17 protein-coding genes and 1 pseudogene are annotated in these 19,577 nt (G+C 72.0%); 7 read left to right on the top strand and 11 right to left on the bottom strand.

Annotated elements, in window-relative coordinates:
• Nucleotides 1–17 precede the first annotated feature (17 nt).
• Nucleotides 18–455 carry a MarR family winged helix-turn-helix transcriptional regulator gene (locus JIW86_RS18970; protein WP_257555006.1) on the bottom strand — a complete coding sequence of 146 codons (438 nt, stop codon included), beginning with the start codon at nt 453–455 and terminating at the stop codon, nt 18–20.
• 118 nt (nt 456–573) lie between these two features.
• Between JIW86_RS18970 and JIW86_RS18965 the strand changes: the two genes are divergently transcribed.
• On the top strand, nt 574–756 hold the full coding sequence (locus tag JIW86_RS18965) for a BrnA antitoxin family protein (protein ID WP_215139547.1): 183 nt from the start codon (nt 574–576) through the stop codon (nt 754–756).
• Here the strand turns inward: JIW86_RS18965 and JIW86_RS18960 are convergent.
• The gene (locus JIW86_RS18960) at nt 749–2,203 is read right to left on the bottom strand and encodes an NCS2 family permease (protein ID WP_257555004.1); all 1,455 of its coding nucleotides are present in this window, start codon (nt 2,201–2,203) and stop codon (nt 749–751) included. The two genes, JIW86_RS18965 and JIW86_RS18960, sit on opposite strands and share 8 nt — an antisense overlap.
• Nucleotides 2,204–2,331: 128 nt before the next feature.
• On the opposite strand from JIW86_RS18960, the gene JIW86_RS18955 reads away from it, so the two are divergent.
• Both JIW86_RS18955 and JIW86_RS18950 read left to right on the top strand, forming a co-directional pair.
• On the top strand, nt 2,332–2,616 hold the full coding sequence (locus tag JIW86_RS18955; RefSeq protein WP_257555003.1) for a DUF2530 domain-containing protein: 285 nt from the start codon (nt 2,332–2,334) through the stop codon (nt 2,614–2,616).
• A gap of 120 nt (nt 2,617–2,736) precedes the next feature.
• A complete protein-coding gene (locus tag JIW86_RS18950; protein WP_257555002.1) occupies nt 2,737–5,199 on the top strand; it encodes a cation-translocating P-type ATPase in 2,463 nt (820 codons plus the stop codon).
• 71 nt (nt 5,200–5,270) lie between these two features.
• On the opposite strand, the gene JIW86_RS18945 is transcribed toward JIW86_RS18950, so the two are convergent.
• The 3 genes from JIW86_RS18945 to serC form a co-directional block, all read right to left on the bottom strand.
• Nucleotides 5,271–5,537 (bottom strand): hypothetical protein, encoded by a 267-nt coding sequence (locus JIW86_RS18945; RefSeq protein ID WP_257555001.1) that lies wholly within the window; start codon nt 5,535–5,537, stop codon nt 5,271–5,273.
• A gap of 190 nt (nt 5,538–5,727) precedes the next feature.
• Nucleotides 5,728–8,889 (bottom strand): sacsin N-terminal ATP-binding-like domain-containing protein, encoded by a 3,162-nt coding sequence (locus JIW86_RS18940; protein ID WP_257555000.1) that lies wholly within the window; start codon nt 8,887–8,889, stop codon nt 5,728–5,730.
• A gap of 195 nt (nt 8,890–9,084) precedes the next feature.
• Nucleotides 9,085–10,206 (bottom strand): phosphoserine transaminase, encoded by a 1,122-nt coding sequence (gene serC / locus JIW86_RS18935; protein ID WP_257554998.1) that lies wholly within the window; start codon nt 10,204–10,206, stop codon nt 9,085–9,087.
• A 93-nt stretch (nt 10,207–10,299) separates the two neighbouring features.
• Here serC and JIW86_RS18930 point away from each other — a divergent pair, with 93 nt between their 5' ends.
• The 3 genes from JIW86_RS18930 to JIW86_RS18920 all read left to right on the top strand — a co-directional run bounded on the left by JIW86_RS18930 (nt 10,300) and on the right by JIW86_RS18920 (nt 14,444).
• Complete coding sequence (locus tag JIW86_RS18930; RefSeq protein ID WP_257554996.1) at nt 10,300–13,056, top strand: FAD-binding and (Fe-S)-binding domain-containing protein; 2,757 nt, start codon at nt 10,300–10,302, stop codon at nt 13,054–13,056.
• 78 nt (nt 13,057–13,134) lie between these two features.
• A complete protein-coding gene (locus JIW86_RS18925; protein WP_257554994.1) occupies nt 13,135–14,088 on the top strand; it encodes an EamA family transporter in 954 nt (317 codons plus the stop codon).
• Nucleotides 14,088–14,444 (top strand): DUF1801 domain-containing protein, encoded by a 357-nt coding sequence (locus JIW86_RS18920; protein ID WP_257554992.1) that lies wholly within the window; start codon nt 14,088–14,090, stop codon nt 14,442–14,444. Before JIW86_RS18925 ends, JIW86_RS18920 begins: the two co-directional genes overlap by 1 nt.
• 4 nt (nt 14,445–14,448) lie before the next feature.
• On the opposite strand, the gene JIW86_RS18915 is transcribed toward JIW86_RS18920, so the two are convergent.
• From JIW86_RS18915 to JIW86_RS18905, 3 genes and pseudogenes are all read right to left on the bottom strand, one after another.
• A complete protein-coding gene (locus tag JIW86_RS18915) occupies nt 14,449–14,835 on the bottom strand; it encodes a nuclear transport factor 2 family protein (protein WP_257554990.1) in 387 nt (128 codons plus the stop codon).
• A gap of 154 nt (nt 14,836–14,989) precedes the next feature.
• Nucleotides 14,990–15,575, bottom strand: a pseudogene (locus JIW86_RS18910) (HAD family hydrolase).
• 19 nt (nt 15,576–15,594) lie between these two features.
• Nucleotides 15,595–16,554: a helix-turn-helix transcriptional regulator gene (locus JIW86_RS18905; RefSeq protein WP_257554988.1), complete on the bottom strand. Its 960-nt coding sequence runs from the start codon at nt 16,552–16,554 to the stop codon at nt 15,595–15,597.
• A gap of 39 nt (nt 16,555–16,593) precedes the next feature.
• On the opposite strand from JIW86_RS18905, the gene JIW86_RS18900 reads away from it, so the two are divergent.
• Nucleotides 16,594–17,055 (top strand): hypothetical protein, encoded by a 462-nt coding sequence (locus JIW86_RS18900; RefSeq protein ID WP_257554987.1) that lies wholly within the window; start codon nt 16,594–16,596, stop codon nt 17,053–17,055.
• 395 nt (nt 17,056–17,450) lie between these two features.
• Here the strand turns inward: JIW86_RS18900 and JIW86_RS18895 are convergent, their stop codons facing one another.
• Genes JIW86_RS18895 through JIW86_RS18885 form a run of 3 tightly spaced genes read right to left on the bottom strand, consistent with a single transcriptional unit; the run spans nt 17,451 to nt 19,441 of the window.
• Complete coding sequence (locus JIW86_RS18895) at nt 17,451–18,332, bottom strand: hypothetical protein (protein WP_257554985.1); 882 nt, start codon at nt 18,330–18,332, stop codon at nt 17,451–17,453.
• A 24-nt stretch (nt 18,333–18,356) separates the two neighbouring features.
• Nucleotides 18,357–18,575 carry a hypothetical protein gene (locus JIW86_RS18890; protein ID WP_215139534.1) on the bottom strand — a complete coding sequence of 73 codons (219 nt, stop codon included), beginning with the start codon at nt 18,573–18,575 and terminating at the stop codon, nt 18,357–18,359.
• On the bottom strand, nt 18,572–19,441 hold the full coding sequence (locus JIW86_RS18885) for a S8 family peptidase (protein ID WP_257554983.1): 870 nt from the start codon (nt 19,439–19,441) through the stop codon (nt 18,572–18,574). Before JIW86_RS18885 ends, JIW86_RS18890 begins: the two co-directional genes overlap by 4 nt.
• Nucleotides 19,442–19,577: the final 136 nt, after the last annotated feature.

Raw genomic sequence — 19,577 nt, 5'->3', positions numbered from 1 at the left:
GCCTCCTGGCGTCGTTCCTACAGGTGCGCGAGCTTCTCCAGGACGGGTGCGGCCTCGCGCAGCTTGGCCCATTCGTCCTCGGTCAGCTCGGCCGCGAGCCCGGCCAGGAAGGCGTTGCGCTTGCGGCGGCTCTCTTCGAGCATCGCTTCGGCCTCCTCCGTCTGGCGGACCACCTTCTGGCGGCGGTCGTCGGGGTGCGGTTCCAGCGTGACCAGCCCCTTGGCCTCCAGCAACGCGACGATGCGTGTCATCGACGGCGGCTGGACGTGTTCCCGCCGGGCCAGCTCGCCAGGTGTGGCCTGGCCGCAGCGGGCGAGGGTGCCGAGTACCGACATCTCGGTCGGGCTCAGCGATTCGTCGACGCGCTGATGCTTCAGGCGCCGGCCCAGCCGCATGACGGCGGAGCGGAGGTCGTTCACGGCGGCTGCGTCGTCGCCATGGGAGAGGTCACGCATGTCCTTAGAGTAACTCATTACTCTAGCTAAGGAACACCATTATTGGCCGTCACTCATAAGGGTGAGTCGGCGGCGGAAAGTGACACGCGTCCATACCCTCTGCCCCGACTCTTTCGGCATGGGGACACATGTGCTGAGCATGCGCATAGACGGGGAGCTCCTCGACAGGCTCCGGACTCATGCCGCCAAACGCGGAATGAGCGTCCAGGACTATGTGGTCCGGACGCTCATTCGCGATGACTTCGACGAGCGCTTCAAGTCGGCCGTCGACGAGACGGAGAAGTTCTACGGGCTTACGTGAGGCCGAGGGCCGGCATCGCGTAGTAGAAGACGAACACCGCCGACACCACGTACATGGCCACCGGGACCTCGCGGCCCCGGCCGGTCGCGGCGCGCAGCGCGCAGAAGCTCACGAAGCCGATGCCGATGCCGTTGGTGATCGAGTAGGTGAAGGGCATCGTCACCATGGCCAGGAAGGCCGGGACGGCGATGGTGAAGTCGCTCCAGTCGATGTCCTTGACCGAGCCCGCCAGGATCAGGAAGCCGACCGCCACCAGGGCGGGGGTGGCCGCCTGGGACGGGACCATGGTGGCGAGCGGGGTGAGGAACAGCGCCACGGTGAAGAGGCCGCCGGTCACGACGTTCGCCAGGCCGGTACGGGCGCCCTCGCCGACCCCGGCCGTGGACTCCACGAAGCAGGTGGTGGCCGAGGAGGAGGTGGCTCCGCCCGAGGCGACCGCCAGGCCGTCGATCAGCAGGACCCGGTTGATGCCGGGGAAGTTTCCGTCCTTGTCGATCAGCTTCGCCTCGTCGCCGACGCCCAGGATCGTGCCCATGGCGTCGAAGAAGCAGGACAGCAGCACGGTGAAGACGAACAGGACGCCGGTCAGCATCCCGACCTTCTCGAAGCCGCCGAACAGGCTGACCTGGCCGACGAGCCCGAAGTCGGGGGCGGCCACCGGGTTGCCCGGCCACTCGGGGACGGTGAGGCCCCAGGCCTCGCTCGGCAGCCCGGCGACGAGCTGGACGGCGACCGCGACGACGGTCATCACCACGATGGAGATCAGGATCGCGCCCGGCGTCTTGCGGATCAGCAGGGCGAGGGTGAGCAGCACGCCGATGACGAAGATCAGTACGGGCCAGCCGTGCAGGTGGCCGCCCGTGCCGAGCTGGAGCGGGACGGTGGTGTGCGCGGCGTCGGGGATGCGGGTGACGAAGCCCGAGTCGACCAGGCCGATCAGCATGATGAACAGGCCGATGCCGATGGCGATGCCCTTGCGCAGGCCCACCGGGACGGCGTTCATGACGCGCTCGCGCAGGCCGGTGGCGACCAGCAGCATCACCACGAAGCCGGCCAGGACCACCATGCCCATGGCGTCGGCCCAGCTCATGCGGGGCGCGAGCTGGAGGGCGACGACGGTGTTGACGCCGAGGCCGGCGGCGAGCGCGATCGGGACGTTGCCGATGACACCCATGAGGAGCGTGGTGAAGGCGGCCGTCAGGACGGTGGCGGTGACGAGCTGGCCGCCGTCGAGCTGGTGCCCGTACATGTCCTTCGCGCTGCCCAGGATGATCGGGTTCAGCACGATGATGTAGGCCATCGCGAAGAAGGTCGCGAAGCCGCCGCGGACCTCGCGGCCGATGGTCGAGCCGCGCTCGGAGATCCGGAAGTGGCGGTCCAGGCCCGAGGTCGCACGGGGGGCGGGTTCCGGGGCGGTGGCCGTGGGGGCGGGGGCCGGGGTGCTCATACGGTCCTCATTGGGTGGTTCATACGAAGAAAATGGGCCACGCCCAAACCGTTTCAGTATGAACACATGAACGAAGAGGCGTCCATCTCCGCGCGTAGACCAGGAATTCGCGCACCTAGACTGGACGCATGGCGAAATGGACCCCCAAGCACGAGGCACCCGAGCCCCTGGAGGGCCCGATCGTCGCCACCATCACCGGCGGCACGATCATCTGGTTCGTCCTCTTCGTCGTCCAGCTCCCCTTCTACGGGTGGTTCGCCGACCGCGACCTGCTGTGGTGGGTCTGGACCTGCGCGGCCGGCGGCTTCCTCGGCCTGATCGGCATCTGGTACGTCCGCGGCCGCGACGCCGCCCTCAAGCGCCACGCCGCGGAAGCGTCGTCCGCCGAGGCGGACCCCTCCGCGCAGGCCTAGACCCCGCGTGTCCTTCGGGGCGCGCAAGGGGGGACCAAGGGAGGATTGGGGTCATCCCGAAGTCGGATCTTCCGACTTCTCGGCGGGTGAAGCGTTCGAACCGCCCTTACCGTCGAAAGCATGACGCAGCGGGCGAAGATCGATCAGGACGGTCCGGAGCGGGCCGGCGGTGCCATCGACGCGGGGGCCGAGCTGGACCCCGTACACCCGATGCGGCCGCCCGCGCCCCGGTTCAAGCCCGGCGGCCTGACCACCGCCGAGGTCGCCGAACGCGTGGCGCGCGGGGACGTGAACGACGTCCCCGTCCGCAGCAGCCGTTCCACCGTCGACATCGTCCGCGCCAACGTCTTCACCCGGTTCAACGCGATCATCGGCGTGCTCTGGGTGATCATGCTGTTCGTCGCGCCGATCCAGGACAGCCTCTTCGGCTTCGTGATCATCGCGAACACGGGCATCGGCATCATCCAGGAAATGCGCGCCAAGAAGACCCTCGACGGGCTCGCCGTCATCGGCGAGGCCAAACCCAGCGTGCGCCGCGACGGCAGGACCGGCGAGATCTCCACCTCCGAGATCGTCCTCGGCGACGTCATCGAACTCGGCCCCGGCGACAAGGTCGTCGTCGACGGCTCCGTCGGCGAGGCCGACGGCCTGGAGATCGACGAGTCCCTGCTCACCGGCGAGGCCGACCCCGTCCTGAAGAAGCCCGGCGACCTGGTCATGTCCGGCTCCTTCGTCGTGGCCGGCGGCGGCGCGTTCACCGCCACCAAGGTCGGCCGCGAGGCCTACGCCGCCCAGCTGGCCGAAGAGGCCTCCCGCTTCACCCTCGTCCACTCCGAGCTGCGCTCCGGCATCTCCACCATCCTGAAGTACGTCACCTGGATGATGATCCCGACCTCCATCGGCCTGATCATCAGCCAGCTCGTCGTCAAGGAGAACAACCTCAACGACGCCATCGCCCGGACCGTCGGCGGCATCGTCCCGATGATCCCCGAGGGCCTCGTCCTCCTCACCTCCGTGGCCTTCGCGATCGGCGTCATCCGGCTCGGCCGCCAGCAGTGCCTGGTCCAGGAACTGCCCGCCATCGAGGGCCTCGCACGCGTCGACGTGGTCTGCCTCGACAAGACCGGCACCCTCACCGAGGGCGGCATGGACGTCACCGAGCTCCGCCCGCTCGGCGGCGCGGACCCGGCGTACGTCAAGAAGGTGCTCGGCGCCCTCGGCGAGTCCGACCCGCGCCCCAACGCCAGCCTCCAGGCGATCATCGACGCCTACCCCGACAGCGCGGAGTGGCGCTGCACCGAGTCCCTCCCCTTCTCCTCCGCCCGCAAGTACAGCGGCGCCAGCTTCAGCGAGGGCGACGGCGAGAACAACACCTGGCTGCTGGGCGCCCCCGACATCCTGCTCCCCTCCGGGGACCCCGCCCTCGACGAGATCAACGACCTCAACGAGCAGGGCCTGCGGGTCCTCCTGCTGGCCCGCTCCGCCCGCGAACTGGACGACGCCGCCGTGGCCACCGGGGTCAGGCCGACCGCTCTCGTCGTCCTCGAGCAGCGGCTGCGGCCCGACGCCGCCGACACGCTGCGCTACTTCGAGGACCAGGACGTCAAGGCGAAGGTCATCTCCGGCGACAACGCCATCTCCGTGGGCGCGGTCGCCGGCAAGCTGGGCCTGCCGGGCGCCGAGAACACCGTCGACGCCCGCAAACTCCCCACGGAGCAGGTCGGCATGGCGCAGGTCCTCGACGCCAACTCCGTCTTCGGGCGCGTCACCCCGCAGCAGAAGCGGGACATGGTCGGGGCCCTCCAGTCCAAGGGCCACACGGTCGCCATGACCGGCGACGGCGTCAACGACGTGCTCGCGCTCAAGGACGCCGACATCGGCGTCTCGATGGGCTCCGGCTCGGAGGCCACCCGGGCCGTGGCCCAGATCGTCCTTCTCAACAACAGCTTCGCGACCCTCCCCTCGGTGGTCGCCGAGGGCCGCCGGGTCATCGGCAACATCACCCGCGTGGCGACCCTCTTCCTCACCAAGACGGTCTACTCGGTGCTGCTGGCCGTCCTCGTGGTCTGCTCACAGGTCGAGTACCCCTTCCTGCCCCGCCACCTGACGCTGCTGTCCACCCTCACCATCGGCATCCCGGCCTTCTTCCTGGCCCTCGCGCCGAACAAGGAGCGCGCGAAGCCGCACTTCGTGAAACGGGTGATGCGGTACGCGATCCCGGGCGGCGTGATCGCGGCGACGGCCACCTTCGTGACGTACCTGATCGCCCGCCACTACTACACCGGCCCGGACGCCCTCAAGGCCGAGACCAGCGCGGCGACCCTCACGCTGTTCCTGACCTCGATGTGGGTCCTGGCGATCATCGCCCGCCCGTACACGTGGTGGCGGGTCGGCCTGGTCGGCGCGATGGGCGGCGCTTTCCTGATCGTGCTGGTCGTGCCGTGGCTCCAGGACTTCTTCCAGCTCAAGCTGGTGGGCGTGACCATGCCGTGGATCGCGGTGGCCGTCGCCGCGGCCGCCGCGACCCTGATCGAGTTCACGTTCCACTGGGTGAACCGCAAGTTCCCGGCAGGACCGGCATGACCGGCTCGCCGGGGCGAGGGCGCCGCCCGGCCGGCGGACGCCCTCGCCCCGGACCAGGGATGGCACGAGAACTACTGCGGAGCCGCCCGGCAGGCTCCGGCCGCGACGTCCTTGGAGATGCCGGCCGCGTCGAGGCTGGCGGAGCAGCTGGTCTGGTTGCCGATCTGACCCTGGTAGCACGCCTGCCGGACCGCGTCGGTGACCTGAGCGTTGTGTTGCGTGACGTATTGCTCGCAGGCCTTCATGTCCGCGTGGGCGGCCGGGGCGGCCAAGGCGACGCCGCCGACGGCGAGGGCCAGGCCGGCGAGGATGCTGGGGATTCGAGCCGACGAACGCATGCGGATGCACCTGCTCTCTCGGTCGGTCGCGCGATCCGCGTGTGTGCCGGACCACGGGCGGGGGCGGCGCTGAGCAGGCGCTGAGGGGCGACCGGCTCGACGCATCGGTCACCCTCGCCCTTCCGACGCTAGAGCAGGGGACCGGTGCACGCACTTCAGCCGACCGGGCGACGGAACCGCCCGGACAGGGCTAGTCGAACCACCTGTCCCGGGCCAGCTCGGCGGTCCGGGACGGGTCCTCCAGGAGGGCTGCCACCTCGAAGCGGCGGGGCCATTGGCCCGCCGACCAGGCCAGGCCCGCGGCGACGCCCTCCAGGGTGGAGGCGTGCAGGGTGCCGTCGGGGGTGCGGCGCCAGTCCAGTTCGATGCCGCCCGCGATCAGTTCCTCGTGCTCGACGTACGTGGCCGGGGTCGAGGGGCCCAGCAGGACCCGGACCGGCTCCGGGACCTCGTGTTCCTCGCCCGGGGTGGTCACCTCCGCCGGGACCGTCTCCGAGACGCGCCGGACCTGGAGGAGGTCCGCCAGGTCCGGCGCCCGGGAGGGGGCGACCGGCAACAGCGGCAGGCCCTCCGTCAGCGGGAGCAGGTCCGGGGCGTCCGCGATGACCGCGTCCGCCGCGTCCACCACCCGGACCTCGCCGTCCACCACCGCGCGCAGCTCGTCCGGGAGGGTGACCTGCTCGGGGTCCAGATCGGCCAGGGCCGAGTACAGGCCGTGCAGCTGGCGGCCCGTCACCTCGCGCTCAGGGTCCGCGAGACGGGCCAGCAGCTCGGCCGCGCCGCCGGGTTCGTCCAGGAGGGCCGGCACGGTCGTCCGTACGCCCAGGGCCCGCAGGACCTGCTCGTCCTCGAACCCGGTGGCGTCCGCCGAGGTGTAGAGGCCCGCCAGCAGCGGGTCGCCGCCCGCCGCGCGCAGGCCGGCCGGGCGGCGGCCGTCGAGCACCGGGTGGTCGCGCAGCCACCAGGCGGTGTACGAGCGCACCGACTGCGTGGTGCCGTCCGGGAGCAGCACCCGTACGGGCTGGGTCAGCGCGTCGCGCAGCGGGGGCTGCGCGAGCATCGCCAGGGCCTGGGGCCAGCAGTCGTCGTCGACCAGGTCGAGGTCCCGTACGGCGACCAGCTCGGTCGCCACCGGCGGCACCGGGGTGTCCGGCAGCTGGTCCAGCAGGTCCTCGCACCACACGTCCACCGCGTCGAGCAGGCCCGCGTCGTCGGGCTCGGCGAAGTCCCCGTCGCGCGGTTCCAGTTCGTCCGGGTCCAGGACCACGTCGGTGGCGCGGACCAGCTGGAAGACGGCCAGTACCCCGCAGGCGGTGAGGGTGTCCGCGTCCCACCGGGAGGCCAGTTCGGCGTCCACGTACGGGACTTCGTCCTCGCGGATGACCGAGGCGAGCGGCGATCCGGGCAGCAGCAGCTCACCGGCCGGGGTGAGCTCCCCGTCCTCGTCCGGGAGGGCCAGCGCACCCAGCCAGGGCTCCTCGCCCGGTGCCAGGTCGGCGTCCCGGACCAGGCCCAGGACCACGTCGGCCAGCTCCTCCGGGTCCAGCGCGTCCTCGTCCCAGATCTCGCCCGCGTCCATCGAGCCCGCCACGGCGGCCCGCACCTGCGGGGTCGTCAGGACGGCCCGCGGGGTCGCCGGAAGGGATCCGAGCTTCTCCAGCAGCGGGTGCGCGGCATCCGGGTGGGCCACCTTCAGCCCCAGCCGGGCCAGGTCCACCGGGGTGTCCGCGTACGGGAGGAGGACGTGGCGCGGCCCGATCGTCGTGCGGCCGTCGGCGAGCGGCACGGGCAGCCCGGACAGCCGGTCCGGGTCGACCCCGGCGAGGCTGTCGTAGAGCCGGTGCCACCAGTCGGGGGTCCGCTCGATGCCCGCGATCCGCTCGATGGCGTCCCCGAGCGGGAGCCGGCCCACGCCCAGCGTGCGCAGTTCGGGGCGGCGCTCCAGACCGGCCGGGAGCAGGGTCGGCAGGACCTCGGCGAGGACCCGTACGGTGTCGGCGCCCGCGCCCTCCACGACCTCGGCCTCGAAGGGGCGCAGCGCGGCCCGTTCCTCGGCGTGCTCGGGCGGGGCGGCGGGCTCGAGGAAGGCCGTACGGGGCAGCCGCCGGAGCACGGCGGCGCGCAGGGCCCCGTCCAGCTCGCCCTTGCCGAGCGGGCCGGGGACCAGGTCCACGAGCGCGGTGGTCACCGGGTCCCAGGCGCCGAGGAGTTCGGCGTACGCGTCGGCCGCGCGCTCCACGAGGAAGTCGGTCAGCGGGCCGGGCGCGGGGTGCCGGCGGGTGGTGTCCAGCGGCAGGGTCGCGATGAGCAGGGCGGGGATGCCGAGGGGTTCGTCGGTGGGGGTCGGCGCGTGCACGACGGGCGCGGTGGCCGGGCGCAGCGGCGCGCCCTCGGTGTCGACGGGCACGGCCCAGGACACCGACCAGAAGGGCCGCAGCCGTTCCTCGACGGGCCGGTCGGCGAGCAGGGCCTTCTCGATGGGGCCGCCGTGGCGGACGGTGCGCCAGCGGCTGGTGCCCGACCGGGAGTCCTCGATGACGGTGTACGAGCCCTCGTCGCGGCGGTACAGGGTCCGGGCGGGTCCGGCCGGGGTCTCCACCACGACCTCGCGCAGCCCGGGCAGGGTGAGCAGCAGGGCGTCGTCGATGCCGGTGAGGAGCCGCTCGACGAGGCCCTCGGCGGCGGCGTCGCGCAGCGGGAGGACCACGACGGTGTCGTAGCCGTCGGGGGCGGTGCCCTCGGCGGGCAGCGGGAGCCGCAGCAGCGGGACGTGGCCGTCGCGGCGGCGCAGCTCGTCGCCGAGGCCGGGGCTGCCGACGGCGGCGTCGCGGGCCAGTTCGCGGGACTCGGCGAGGGACCAGCGGACGCCCCCGTGGCGGCCGAGGACGGCGGGCTCGTCGGAGACGGCGAGGACGGCCGCGAAGCCGACGCCGAACCGGCCGACGGTGTCGCCGGAGCCGGAGCCGGAGCCGGAGCCGGAGCCGGAGCCCGCCCCGGTCCCGGATTCGCGCTTGGCGGAGGCGCGCAGGGTGCTCAGCGACTCCACGCCCGTCGCGTCGAGCGCGGCACCGGTGTTGGCGACGGCCAGGACCGCGTGCCCGCCCTCGCCCGCGTGCAGGGTGAGCCGCAGCCGGCCGGGCACCCGGGCGCGGGCGGCGGCGTCGGCGGCGTTCTGGGCCAGCTCGACGACGAGCCGGTCGCGGTAGCCGCCGAGTGCCAGGTCCTCCTCGGCGTTGGCGTCCTCGCGGAAGCGGGCCGGGCCCGCGCCCCAGGCGTCGAGCACCCCGCGCCGCAGCCGGGCCGTGCCGAAGGGGTCCACGCCGCTCTGGGCCGCCGTCACTCGCACGCTCACGCCGCTGCCTCCACGCTGTGCTGCCTTCAAAGAACTCCTGAAGGTACCGCGTACGGGGCTGCTCCTCGCCCGTGAGGTGGGCGGACACCACCACGTCGGCGTTCCCCGGCATCCCGTTGACCTCCGCGCCCCGGGCCGCCGCGTACGCAGGAGCCCCCGGTGACACGAGGTCACCGGGGGCTCCGCGGCCGATTCTTAGAGCTTCTCGATCACGTGGTCGATGCACGCGGTCAGCGCCTGCACGTCCGCCGGGTCGATCGCCGGGAACATCGCGATGCGGAGCTGGTTGCGGCCGAGCTTGCGGTACGGCTCGGTGTCCACGATCCCGTTGGCGCGCAGCACCTTGGCGATGGCCGCCGCGTCGATGTCGTCCGAGAAGTCGATCGTGCCGATGACGGCGGAGCGCTTGTCGGCGTCCACGACGAACGGGTTCGCGTACTTCGAGGCCTCGGCCCAGCCGTACAGGTTGCGCGCGCTGGCCGCCGTACGCCCGGTCGTGAACTCCAGACCGCCCTGGCTGTTCATCCACTCCAGCTGCTCGTTCAGCAGGAAGAGGGTGGACAGCGCCGGGGTGTTGTACGTCTGGTTCTTCAGCGAGTTGTCGATCGCCGTCGGCAGCGAGAAGAACTCCGGGATGTGCCGGCTGCCGGAGGCGTGCACGCGCGCGGCGCGCTCCAGGGCGGCGGGGGAGAACGCGGCCAGCCACAGGCCGCCGTCCGAGGCGAAGGACTTCTGCGGGGCGAAGTAGTAGACGTCGGTCTCGGTGATGTCCACCGGCAGACCGCCGGCGCCCGAGGTCGCGTCCACCAGGACGAGCGAACCGGCGTCCGCGCCCGCGACGCGCTTGATGGGCGCCGCGACACCCGTCGAGGTCTCGTTGTGGGTGTACGCGTACACGTCCACGCCCGCCTCGGCCACCGGCTCGGGGTGTGTGCCCGGCTCGGAGGAGATCACGGACGGCGCGTCCAGCCACGGCGCGAGCTTCGCGGCCGTGGCGAACTTCGAGGAGAACTCGCCGAAGGTGAGGTGCTGGGACTTCCGCTCGATCAGACCGGCGGTCGCGATGTCCCAGAAGGCGGTGGAGCCGCCGTTGCCCAGGATCACCTCGTAGCCCTCGGGGAGGGAGAAGAGGTCCCGGATGCCCTGGCGGACCGAGCCGACCAGGTTCTTGACCGGGGCCTGGCGGTGTGAGGTTCCGAGCAGGGAGGTACCGGTGGCGGCGAGGGCGTCCAGCGCCTCGGTCCGCACCTTGGAGGGGCCCGCGCCGAAGCGTCCGTCGGCGGGCTTGATGTCAGCGGGAATCTGGATCTCAGCCACGAGCGGAGCGTATCCGGTCCCGGTCCGCGCTTCGGCAGCGCGTCCACCCGATGAGACGCACCGTGAGACCGGGACGGTGGCAGGGTTGACGCCGTGACGACACCCGGGGAACTCGAACGGACCTTGCGGGCGGAGCTGCGCGGGGAGGTGGACTTCGGTGCCGCGGCCCGGGCGCTGGTGACCATGGACGCCTCGAACTACCGGCGCGTGCCGGTCGGCGTGGTCAGCCCGCGCGACGCCGACGACGTGGCGGCCGCGCTGCGCGTGTGCGCCGGGGCCGGGGTCCCGGTCGTCCCGCGCGGCGGCGGGACCTCCATCGCCGGCCAGGCCACGGGGGTGGGCGTGGTGCTCGACCTCACCCGGCACATGAACGCCCTGGTCTCCGTGGACCCGGCCGCGCGCACCGCCGTCGTGCAGCCCGGGCTGGTCCTGGACCGGCTGCGGGAGGCGGTGCGCCCGTACGGCCTGACCTTCGGCCCGGACCCCTCCACGCACTCCCGCTGCACCCTCGGCGGCATGATCGGCAACAACGCGTGCGGGGCCCACTCGGTGGCCTGGGGGACCACCGCGGACAACGTGGCCGAGCTGGCGGTGACGGCGTACGGGGGCACGGTCCACCGGATCGGGACGGGCTGGCCGGGGGCGCCGCGGGGCCTGCAGGAGCTGGTCGAGGGGAACCTGGCGGTGCTGCGCACCGGGATGGCGGGCGGCTTCTCCCGGCGGATCTCCGGTTACGGGGGACTGGACGCGCTGCTGCCCGAGCGGGGTGTGCAGCTCGCGCGGGCGTTCTGCGGGAGCGAGGGCACGCTCGGGGTGGTCACCGAGGCGGTGGTGCGCCTGGTGGAACTGCCGCCCGCGCCGGTGCTGGTGGTCCTGGGGTACGGAGACGAGAGCGCGGCGGCGGACGCGGCCGCCGGGCTGCTGCCGTACCGGCCGCTCACGGTGGAGGGGATGGCGCAGGACCTGGTGCGCGGGGCCGTGGGACTGCCGAGGGGCGGGGCCTGGCTGTTCGTGGAGATGCGGGACGAGGGCGCGGCGCGGGAGCTCGTACGGGGCGCCGACGCGCTCGACGCGGTGCTGGTCACCGACCCGGCGGGGCAGCGGGCGCTGTGGCGGATCCGGGAGGACGCGGCGGGCACGGCGACGCGGATGCCGGGAGGGGACATGGCCTGGCCCGGGTGGGAGGACTGCGCGGTGCCGCCGGCCCGGCTGGGGGCGTACCTGCGGGAGTTCCGCGCCCTGCTGGCGGCACACGGGCTGCGCGGATCCCCGTACGGGCACTTCGGCGAGGGCTGCGTGCACGTACGGATCGACTTCGACCTGGTGTCGGCGGAAGGGGTCGCCCGCTTCCGGGCCTTCTCGTCCGACATGGCGGATCTGGTGGTGGCGCACGGGGGCTCGCTGTCCGGGGAGCACGGGGACGGGCAGGCGCGGGCGGAGCTGCTGCCGAGGATGTACGGGGACGAGGTGGTGCGGCTGTTCGGCGCGTACAAGGACGTGTGGGACCCGGCGGGCGGGATGAACCCGGGGATGCTGGTCCGGCCGGCGCGCCTCGACGAGAACCTCCGCTTCGCGGTCCTGCCGCAGACGCCCTTCGCGGGGGACGTGGCCCGGTGCGTGGGCGTCGCGAAGTGCCGTTCGGCGGACACCGGCGGGCCGGGGGTGATGTGCCCGTCGTACCGGGCCACGGGGGAGGAGCGGCACTCCACGCGGGGTCGGGCCCGGCTGCTGCACGAGATGCTGGCGGGGGAGGTCGTACGGGACGGCTGGCGCTCGGCGGAGGTCGCCGAGGCGCTGGACCTGTGCCTGGGCTGCAAGGGGTGCCTCAGCGACTGCCCGGTGGGCGTGGACATGGCCTTTTACAAGGCGGAGTTCCTGCACCACCACTGGGCGGGCCGCGTCCGCCCGCTCGCGCACTATGCCCTGGGAGGCCTGCCGGACTGGCTCCGCCTGATCGCCCGCCTGCGCGGGGCGCGGGTGGCGAACGTGCTGGCGCGGTTGGTCCGCGTCCCGGGCCTGGCCAGGGAACGGGCGCTGCCGCCCCTTGCGGCCGAGCCGTTCACGCGCCGGTGGCGTCGTTCAGCCGCGCGGGGCCCCGCCCCGGCCCCTGTCCCGGCCCCTGTCCCGTCCCCCGTCCCAGCCCCGTCCCCCGTCGTGACCCTCTGGCCGGACACGTTCACCGAGTACCTGACCCCCGAGGTCGGCCGTGCGGCGGTCCGCGTCCTGGAGGCCGCCGGCCTCACCGTCACCGTCCCCACGGGCCAGGTGTGCTGCGCACTGACCTACGTCTCCACCGGCCGCCTCGACCGCGCCCGCAAGGTCCTCCACCGCACCCTGGACGCCATCGGCGAAATCCAGGGCCCCGTCGTGGTCCTGGAACCCAGCTGCGCCGCGGCCCTGCGCACCGACCTGCCCGCCCTGCTCCCCGGCGACCCCCGGGCCAGGCAGCTGGCGGCAGCCGTCCGCACCTTCGCCGAGACCCTGGAGGAGCACGCGCCGCACTGGCAGCCGCCCCGCCTCGACCGGCCGGTGACCGGGCAGACCCACTGCCATCAGCACGCGGTGCTCGGCGACGCCGCCGACCGGCGGCTGCGGGAGCGGGCCGGGCTCACCGGCGAGCTCAGCGGCGGCTGCTGCGGCCTGGCCGGCAACTTCGGCTTCGAGCCGGGCCACCACGAGGTGTCGGTGGCGTGCGCGCAGGAGCAGCTGCTCCCGTCGCTGCGCGCGGCTCCGCGGGACGCCGTGGTCCAGGCCGACGGGTTCTCCTGCCGCACCCAGATCGCCCAGCTGGGCGGAGTCCGGGCCCGCCACCTGGCAGAACTCCTGGCCGAGGGACTGGACGGCGGGTGAGACGGGACAACGGCGGGTATGACGGTGTGTAAGGCGAGAGACGTGGCAACACTCCTTACGACCCACTAATCTGGACAGATGCCCGCACCCTCCGCGCCCCCGACGGCCACCAGCGCCACCACCGCACCCCCCGCCGCCGCGGTCCCCGCCGGGGTCCCCGCCGGGGTCCCCGCCGGGGGATCCCGCTTCGGGCCGCTCGCGCTGGTGATCTCGGCCGGGATCTCGGTGCAGTTCGGTGCCGCCCTCGCGGTCATGATCATGCCGCGGGTGGGGGCGGCGGGCGTGGTCACGCTGCGCCTCGCGGCCGCCGCGATCGTGCTGCTGCTCCTGTGCCGCCCCAAGGTGCGCGGCTACGTCCGTGCCGACTGGGGCACGGTGGTCGCCTTCGGCGTGACCATGGCGGGCATGAACGGCCTCTTCTACCAGGCCATCGACCGCATCCCGCTCGGCCCGGCCGTCACCCTGGAGGTGCTCGGCCCGCTGGCCCTGTCCGTGATCGTCTCCCGGCGTCTGGTGAACCTGCTCTGGGCGGGTCTCGCCCTGGCCGGTGTCGTGCTGCTGTCCAGCCACGGCGGGGGCGGCTTCGGCGGTCTCGACCTGGTGGGCGCGGCGTACGCGATCGGCGCCGGAGTGATGTGGGCGGCGTACATCGTGTTCAGCGCGCGTACGGGCCGCCGCTTCCCGCAGGCGGACGGCCTGGCCCTGGCGATGGCGGTGGCCGCGGTCCTGTCGCTGCCGCTGGGCATCGTCGAAGCCGGCTCCGAGCTGCTGGAGCCGAGCACCCTTGCGCTGGGCCTGGGCGTGGCCGTCCTGTCCTCCGTGCTCCCCTACACCCTGGAACTGCTGGCCCTGCGGCGGCTCCCGGCCCCGACCTTCGCGATCCTGATGAGCCTGGAACCGGCCATCGCGGCCGCCGCCGGGTTCCTCGTCCTGAACCAGGCCATGTCCGCCATGGACGCCCTGGCCATCGCGCTGGTGATCGCGGCCAGCATCGGAGCGGTCCGCTCCCAGACCCGGAAGCAGGCCGCCTGATGGACGCCGTCACCTACCTGGCCGCCGTCCCGGAAGCCCGCCGCGAGGCCCTCACCCGCCTGCGGGAGCTGTGCCTGTCGGAACTTCCGGGCTTCGAGGAGGTCATCGCGTACGGGATGCCGGCGTACGTCCGGCCGGGCGAGCCGGTCGGGGAGATCGCCTGGGCGAACCAGAAGCAGTACATCTCCTTCTACCTGCTGCGCACGGACGTCCGCGACGCCTTCGCGGACCGCCTGGCGGCCCACGACATGGGCAAGGCCTGCCTCCGCTTCCGCAACCCGGCCAAGGTCGACTTCGGCCTCCTCCGCGACCTCCTCCGCGCAACGGCCTCGGCGGCCCCGGGGAAGGTCTGCTGACCGGTTACGTGGCTCCAGGCGGGACCGGTGTGGCCTGGTGGTAGTACATCTGCCAGGTCGAGCCCGCGCTCTGCTTGCGCCAGAGCGAACTGCGTCGTGCGCGGTGTCCGGCGATGGTGGTCTCGTAGGTCAGATGCACCAGCCCGGGCGCCAGCAGGACACCGGCCAACTCCGAAGGCTCATAGCGCGGGCCGTCTTCCGCTGCCCCGTCGAGCTCGGGCAGTGCGGCGAGCATTTCCTCGTACGTCCAGCGCCGGCCCGAGGCGCCGACCTCCACGAAGTCCGGGTCGAGGAGCTCCCGGGCCAGCGACCGGGACATGCGCACGCTGGGGTCCATCAGGCGCAACTCGCCCGCGATCGCTTCGCCCACCTCGTCTGTTTCCATGCCCATGCAGGCATCCTCGCCCACGGCGAGCGGCTGTCATCCGGCCGGTACGACGTTACCGACGGCAGTGGCAAACTCCCGGCGGCGATCGCCTCCAGCTTGGACGGACCAGGTGTACGGACGCCGCGCTCGCAGCCTTTGATCACGGGGAGGCTGAGATCTACGGTTTGACGATGTCCGGCAGTTCGGCGCGGGAATCGATGGACCAGGCTGCGGCGGCACGGACTTGAGGATCGTCCGCCCACCAATGCCCCCAGGGGCCTCTGCGTGGGTGGGCGGTGCACAGCCCTGCGGCAGCGGCGGGGAAGACGTCGTTCTGCGGGTGGTCGCCGACGTACAGGGTCTGCGCTGCCGGGGCGCCGGACACTTCCAGTACGCGCTCGAAGAAGGCGGGGTCCGGTTTGGCCACGCCCCACTCGCCGGATGTCACCACGAGGTCCGCCGGCAGGTTCAGCGCTCGGAGCTGTTCGCCCGCGCGGGTGCTCTGGTTGCCTGCCACGATCACACGTACCCCGGTGGCCCGCAGTGCGGTCAGTGGCCTCTCGGGCGGCGTACTCGCGGGCCAAGTCGATACCCGGGCGCACGAGCCGGATCGCGTCGGCGTTGTCACGGCCCTCCACCACCACGGCCCCTACCAGTGCCGACAGAGTGTGCCTGGGCACGCCGAGCCAGTCAGCCCAGGCTCCCCAATAGCGATCGTCGCGGGTCAGTGTCTCGCCGACGTCCAGCACCACAGGCCGAATCACCGGGCCTACTGAGCACGGCCTACGCGTAGCGGGTCGTCATCGACGCCAGGGTGGTCTGGATGCGGGTGCGCAGGGCCGGTGGGGAGAGGACTTCGGCTTCCGTCCCCAGTGCCAGGAACTGGGATTCCGCCTGGGTGTGGGACTCGATCGGGAGGGTCGCGCGGGTCCAGCCGGGGATCTCCGGGTCCGGGTGGCCGGTGGCGGTCAGGGCGCGGGACTGGGCTCCCGTCAGCCGGGCCGCGGCGTGCGCGGAGAGGCGTACCTCCGCCTCCTCCGGGTACAGCCGGGCGTGGAAGTCCGCCTGGGTCTGGCGCCAGTGCGTCGCCAGGTCGAAGCCCTCCGGCAGGTCCGCGGTCTGCGTCGTCTCCGTCACCGACAGGATCTGGTCCACCCGGTAGGTCCGGGCGCCGTCCGGGCCCGCCACCAGGTACCAGCGGCCCGCCTTCAGGACCAGCCCGTACGGGGCGAGGCGCCGGTCCACCTCCCGGGGCTCCTTCCACCGGCGGTAGCGCACCTCGATCACCCGGCCCCGCCACACGGCGTCGGCGACCTGCGCGAGGTACGGGGTCTCCTCGTGCTCCGCGTACCACCCCGGCGCGTCCAGGTGGAAGCGGAGCCGCATCCGGTCCGCCTGGGCGCGCAACTCCGGCGGCAGGGCGGCCCGCAGCTTCAGCTGGGCCGCCGACAGGGCCCGGCCGAGGCCCAGTTCCGCCGCCGGTCCCGGCATTCCGGTCAGGAACAAGGCCTCGGCCTCGCCCGTACTGAGCCCCGTCAGCCGGGTCCGGTAGCCGGCGAGCAGCTGGTAGCCCCCGCTGTGCCCGGCGTCCCCGTACAGCGGGACGCCCGCCGCGGCCAGCGCCTCCGCGTCGCGGTAGACCGTACGGACGGACACCTCCAGCTCGCGCGCGAGCTCGGTGGCGGTCATCCGGCCCCGGGTCTGGAGCAGGAGCAGGATCGACAGCAAGCGGCTGGACTTCACTGACACAGGATGTCAGTGAAGTGCTCCTACGGTCCTGCCATGAACGATTTCGACTTCCTCAACGGGACCTGGGACGTCTCCAACCGCTGGCGCGCCGACTTCCTCGACGCGGACAGCGAGTGGGAGGAGTTCCCGGCCGTGTCCCACGCCTCCCGCCACTTCGACGGCGGCGCCAGCTTCGACGAGATCGACTTCCCGACGAAGGGGTTCGGCGGTCTGACGCTGCGGCTCTTCGACCGTGAGCGCGAGGAGTGGTCGCTGTACTGGTCGAGCCGCCGCACCGGCGTCCTGTTCCCGCCCGTCGTCGGCCGGTTCGACGGCGACGGCGGGCGCGGGGTCTTCGAGGGGAAGGACACGCACGACGGGAAGACGGTCCGCGTGCGGTTCGTGTGGTCGGGGACGACGGCGGGGGAGTCGCCGCGCTGGGAGCAGTTCTTCTCGCTGGACGAGGGCACCAGCTGGATCCACAACTGGACGATGGACTTCACCCTTCGTCCCTGAGACCGTACGCCCGCCCCGCCGGCCACGGGGGACTGGCGGGGCGGGCGTACCTCTGGGCGTAGCCCTTGGTGGTGTCTAGAAGGGGAGGCCGAAGCACGCTCCGCAGACGTACGGGGTGCCGCAGACTTCGTGATAACCCGACCCGAAGTCATATCGCTGGCAGCAGTCCTCGCACACGTTGACCACGCCATAGCATTCGGCCTTGCTGTATCCCGCCGCGCTCGCGCATTGAGCCGGGTACGACTGCGGAACGATGCCGCCTTCTCCATCGGCCCACCGAACCTCGAGCCGAGGGTTACGGAGAAGTGGCGATCTCCGGTCGAGCGTTGCTACTGCAGAGAATCCTGGATTCGTCATCTTTGCCTCCATCACTGCAGGTGAGGATCGGACCTGCGTCATCGCTCGTAGAACGGCGAGAGTTTGGTGACCAGGAAGGGGAATTCCTCGGTCACGTCCACGCGGACGAAGTACTTCTCGGTCGTATCGGTGCGCCGATGCGTGTAGGAGAAGATGACGTCCACTATGTTCCGTGCGCCGCTCAGGCGCGAGGGCCGGACCTCCACCCCACTGAGAGATGATTCCGCGGCGTGGGATTCGGCCGCCCTGGTGTAGATCGCGTGATAGCGAACCGCCAGGTAGTTGAGGGCCCGGTGCCCGTCGGTCGCCCCCGAGTTGTCCGCCACCTGACCGATCCTGTCGAAGAGCTCGGCAGCGGTGGCGTGGAACTTCTCCTCCGGTTGATCCTGCGGTCGTGGGATCTCACGGATGAGGGAGTCGCGATCGAACGAGTACAGCTGGTCGAACGCCACGACGGGAACCATCAGCCCGTTGCACTTGTCCGGTGGGGCGTTGGGGCCGCGCATGCCCACGACCACGTCCACGTCATGTGTGCCGGGTTCAGGCCGCACGGCCTCCACCAGGAGATCGAAATCGGCGGGATCGCGAGGAGCCAGGAGGTAGGTCTCCAGCCCTTCGATCGTGAACACCCAGCAGATCTGGCGGGCGAGGTACCTGCCGCCCCGGTCTTGCAGGACGGACCGAAGCGCCTGCCGGTCGGTCTGACCCGCGGTCTCGATCCGGCCCGTCGCCTGCGCGAATTCCTTCTCCGCCGCAAGGCCCGGAAACCGTGGCTCCACCTGGCCGACCGCGTAGACGTACGAAGGCGGCGCCGGCGGGCCGGCGGCCGACCCGGCCGAAGGACATCGGTTCGCGGGCGGCTCCGCGGGAGATGGTGCGGGCTGGTCAGGGGTGCTCACGTGCTCTGGTGCCTGTGCCATGACGAACCTCCTCGTACCGTTGCTTCACGAATCGGCCGAACCTTGGGGGGAGAAGACCATCCAGTCGTTGAGCCGCCTGGCGCGCTCGGTGCAACCACCGCACGGTTTGATCCCCACGGCTGACGTCGCCCTTCGGACGACGTCCCCGAGGCCGATCTCTTCGTCGTTGATGAATCCGGGAAGGCGCACCTTGTGCGGGTTCCTGCGTCCTTCTTCGGAAGGCGTTTCCACGTGCTCGCTCATTGCGTGTCCCTCGCTGACTGTGTGACCGACAACGTCTGATGTGCCCTCCAGGCGTCGAGCAGGGGTGGGACGACGCTGGTGCGCCGAGGCCCATGGCCGCCCGTCACGGCTCTCTTGATCTCCGAGACGCTCGCCTTCGGGAACCGTGACCACAGCAACGCGATGGCGCCGGTCACGAACGCGGCCGCGACGCTGGTGCCGTCCTGGGTCTGCAGCCCTCCGTTCGGGCTGAGGCTGGTCACGTTCTCGCCCGGTGCGCCCAGCCCTCGCTTGCCCATCGAGCTCCCGAGGTTCGACTGCGCCATGGGCTGCGCGTCCATGCCGTACCCCACGACGGGGATCACCCAGGGGTGGCGTGTGAGCGCGCTGCTGCCCAGCGTCCCTTGATTGCCCGCGGCCACGACCACAAGTGCGCCGTGCCCGGCCGCGTAGTTCAGGGCCATGTGCAGTTCCCGCTCCTGCCTGGTGGAGGGCTGTGACATCCCCGCACTCAGGTTCAGCACCTGCGCACCCGCATCGACGCATGCGCAGATCGCCTCGGCCAGCCGCGGAGCCGTCACGCTCGGAAGCCGCTGTCCGTCAGACGTCGTCTCGGCGAAGACGGGACGCGCGATCACGGTGCAACCGGGGCAGATGGCCGGAGCCGCTCCGCCACGGCGCGCCACGAGGATGCCGGCGATGAAGGTGCCGTGTCGGCATGCCGAACTCCCGGGCAGGAAGCAGGGGCCGCCACCGGGAAGCTGCCGGATGCTCTCGGCGGTCAGTGCGGGGTGATCCATGGCGACCGGTCCGTCGAGCAGCCCGATCGCGATCTCGCGCTCGCCGCTCGTGAGCTTCATCAGCGAGGTAAGTCCGACCAGATCCAAAGGGACCATCGGGGAGACCTCCCAACCGAGGGGCTACCTCACCCTCACCTCACCACCATGCCACGATCTATCCCTTTTGTCTCTTCCGCGCTTGTGGGCAGTGGAGTTGACGAAGGGGCAGGTCCCTCCCCGAACG

Source organism: Streptomyces sp. NBC_00162 (assembly GCF_024611995.1).
Taxonomy (GTDB): Bacteria; Actinomycetota; Actinomycetes; order Streptomycetales; family Streptomycetaceae; genus Streptomyces.
The sequence above is the reverse complement of the archived record's forward strand: the minus strand, read 5'-3'. Positions and strand labels throughout refer to the sequence as shown.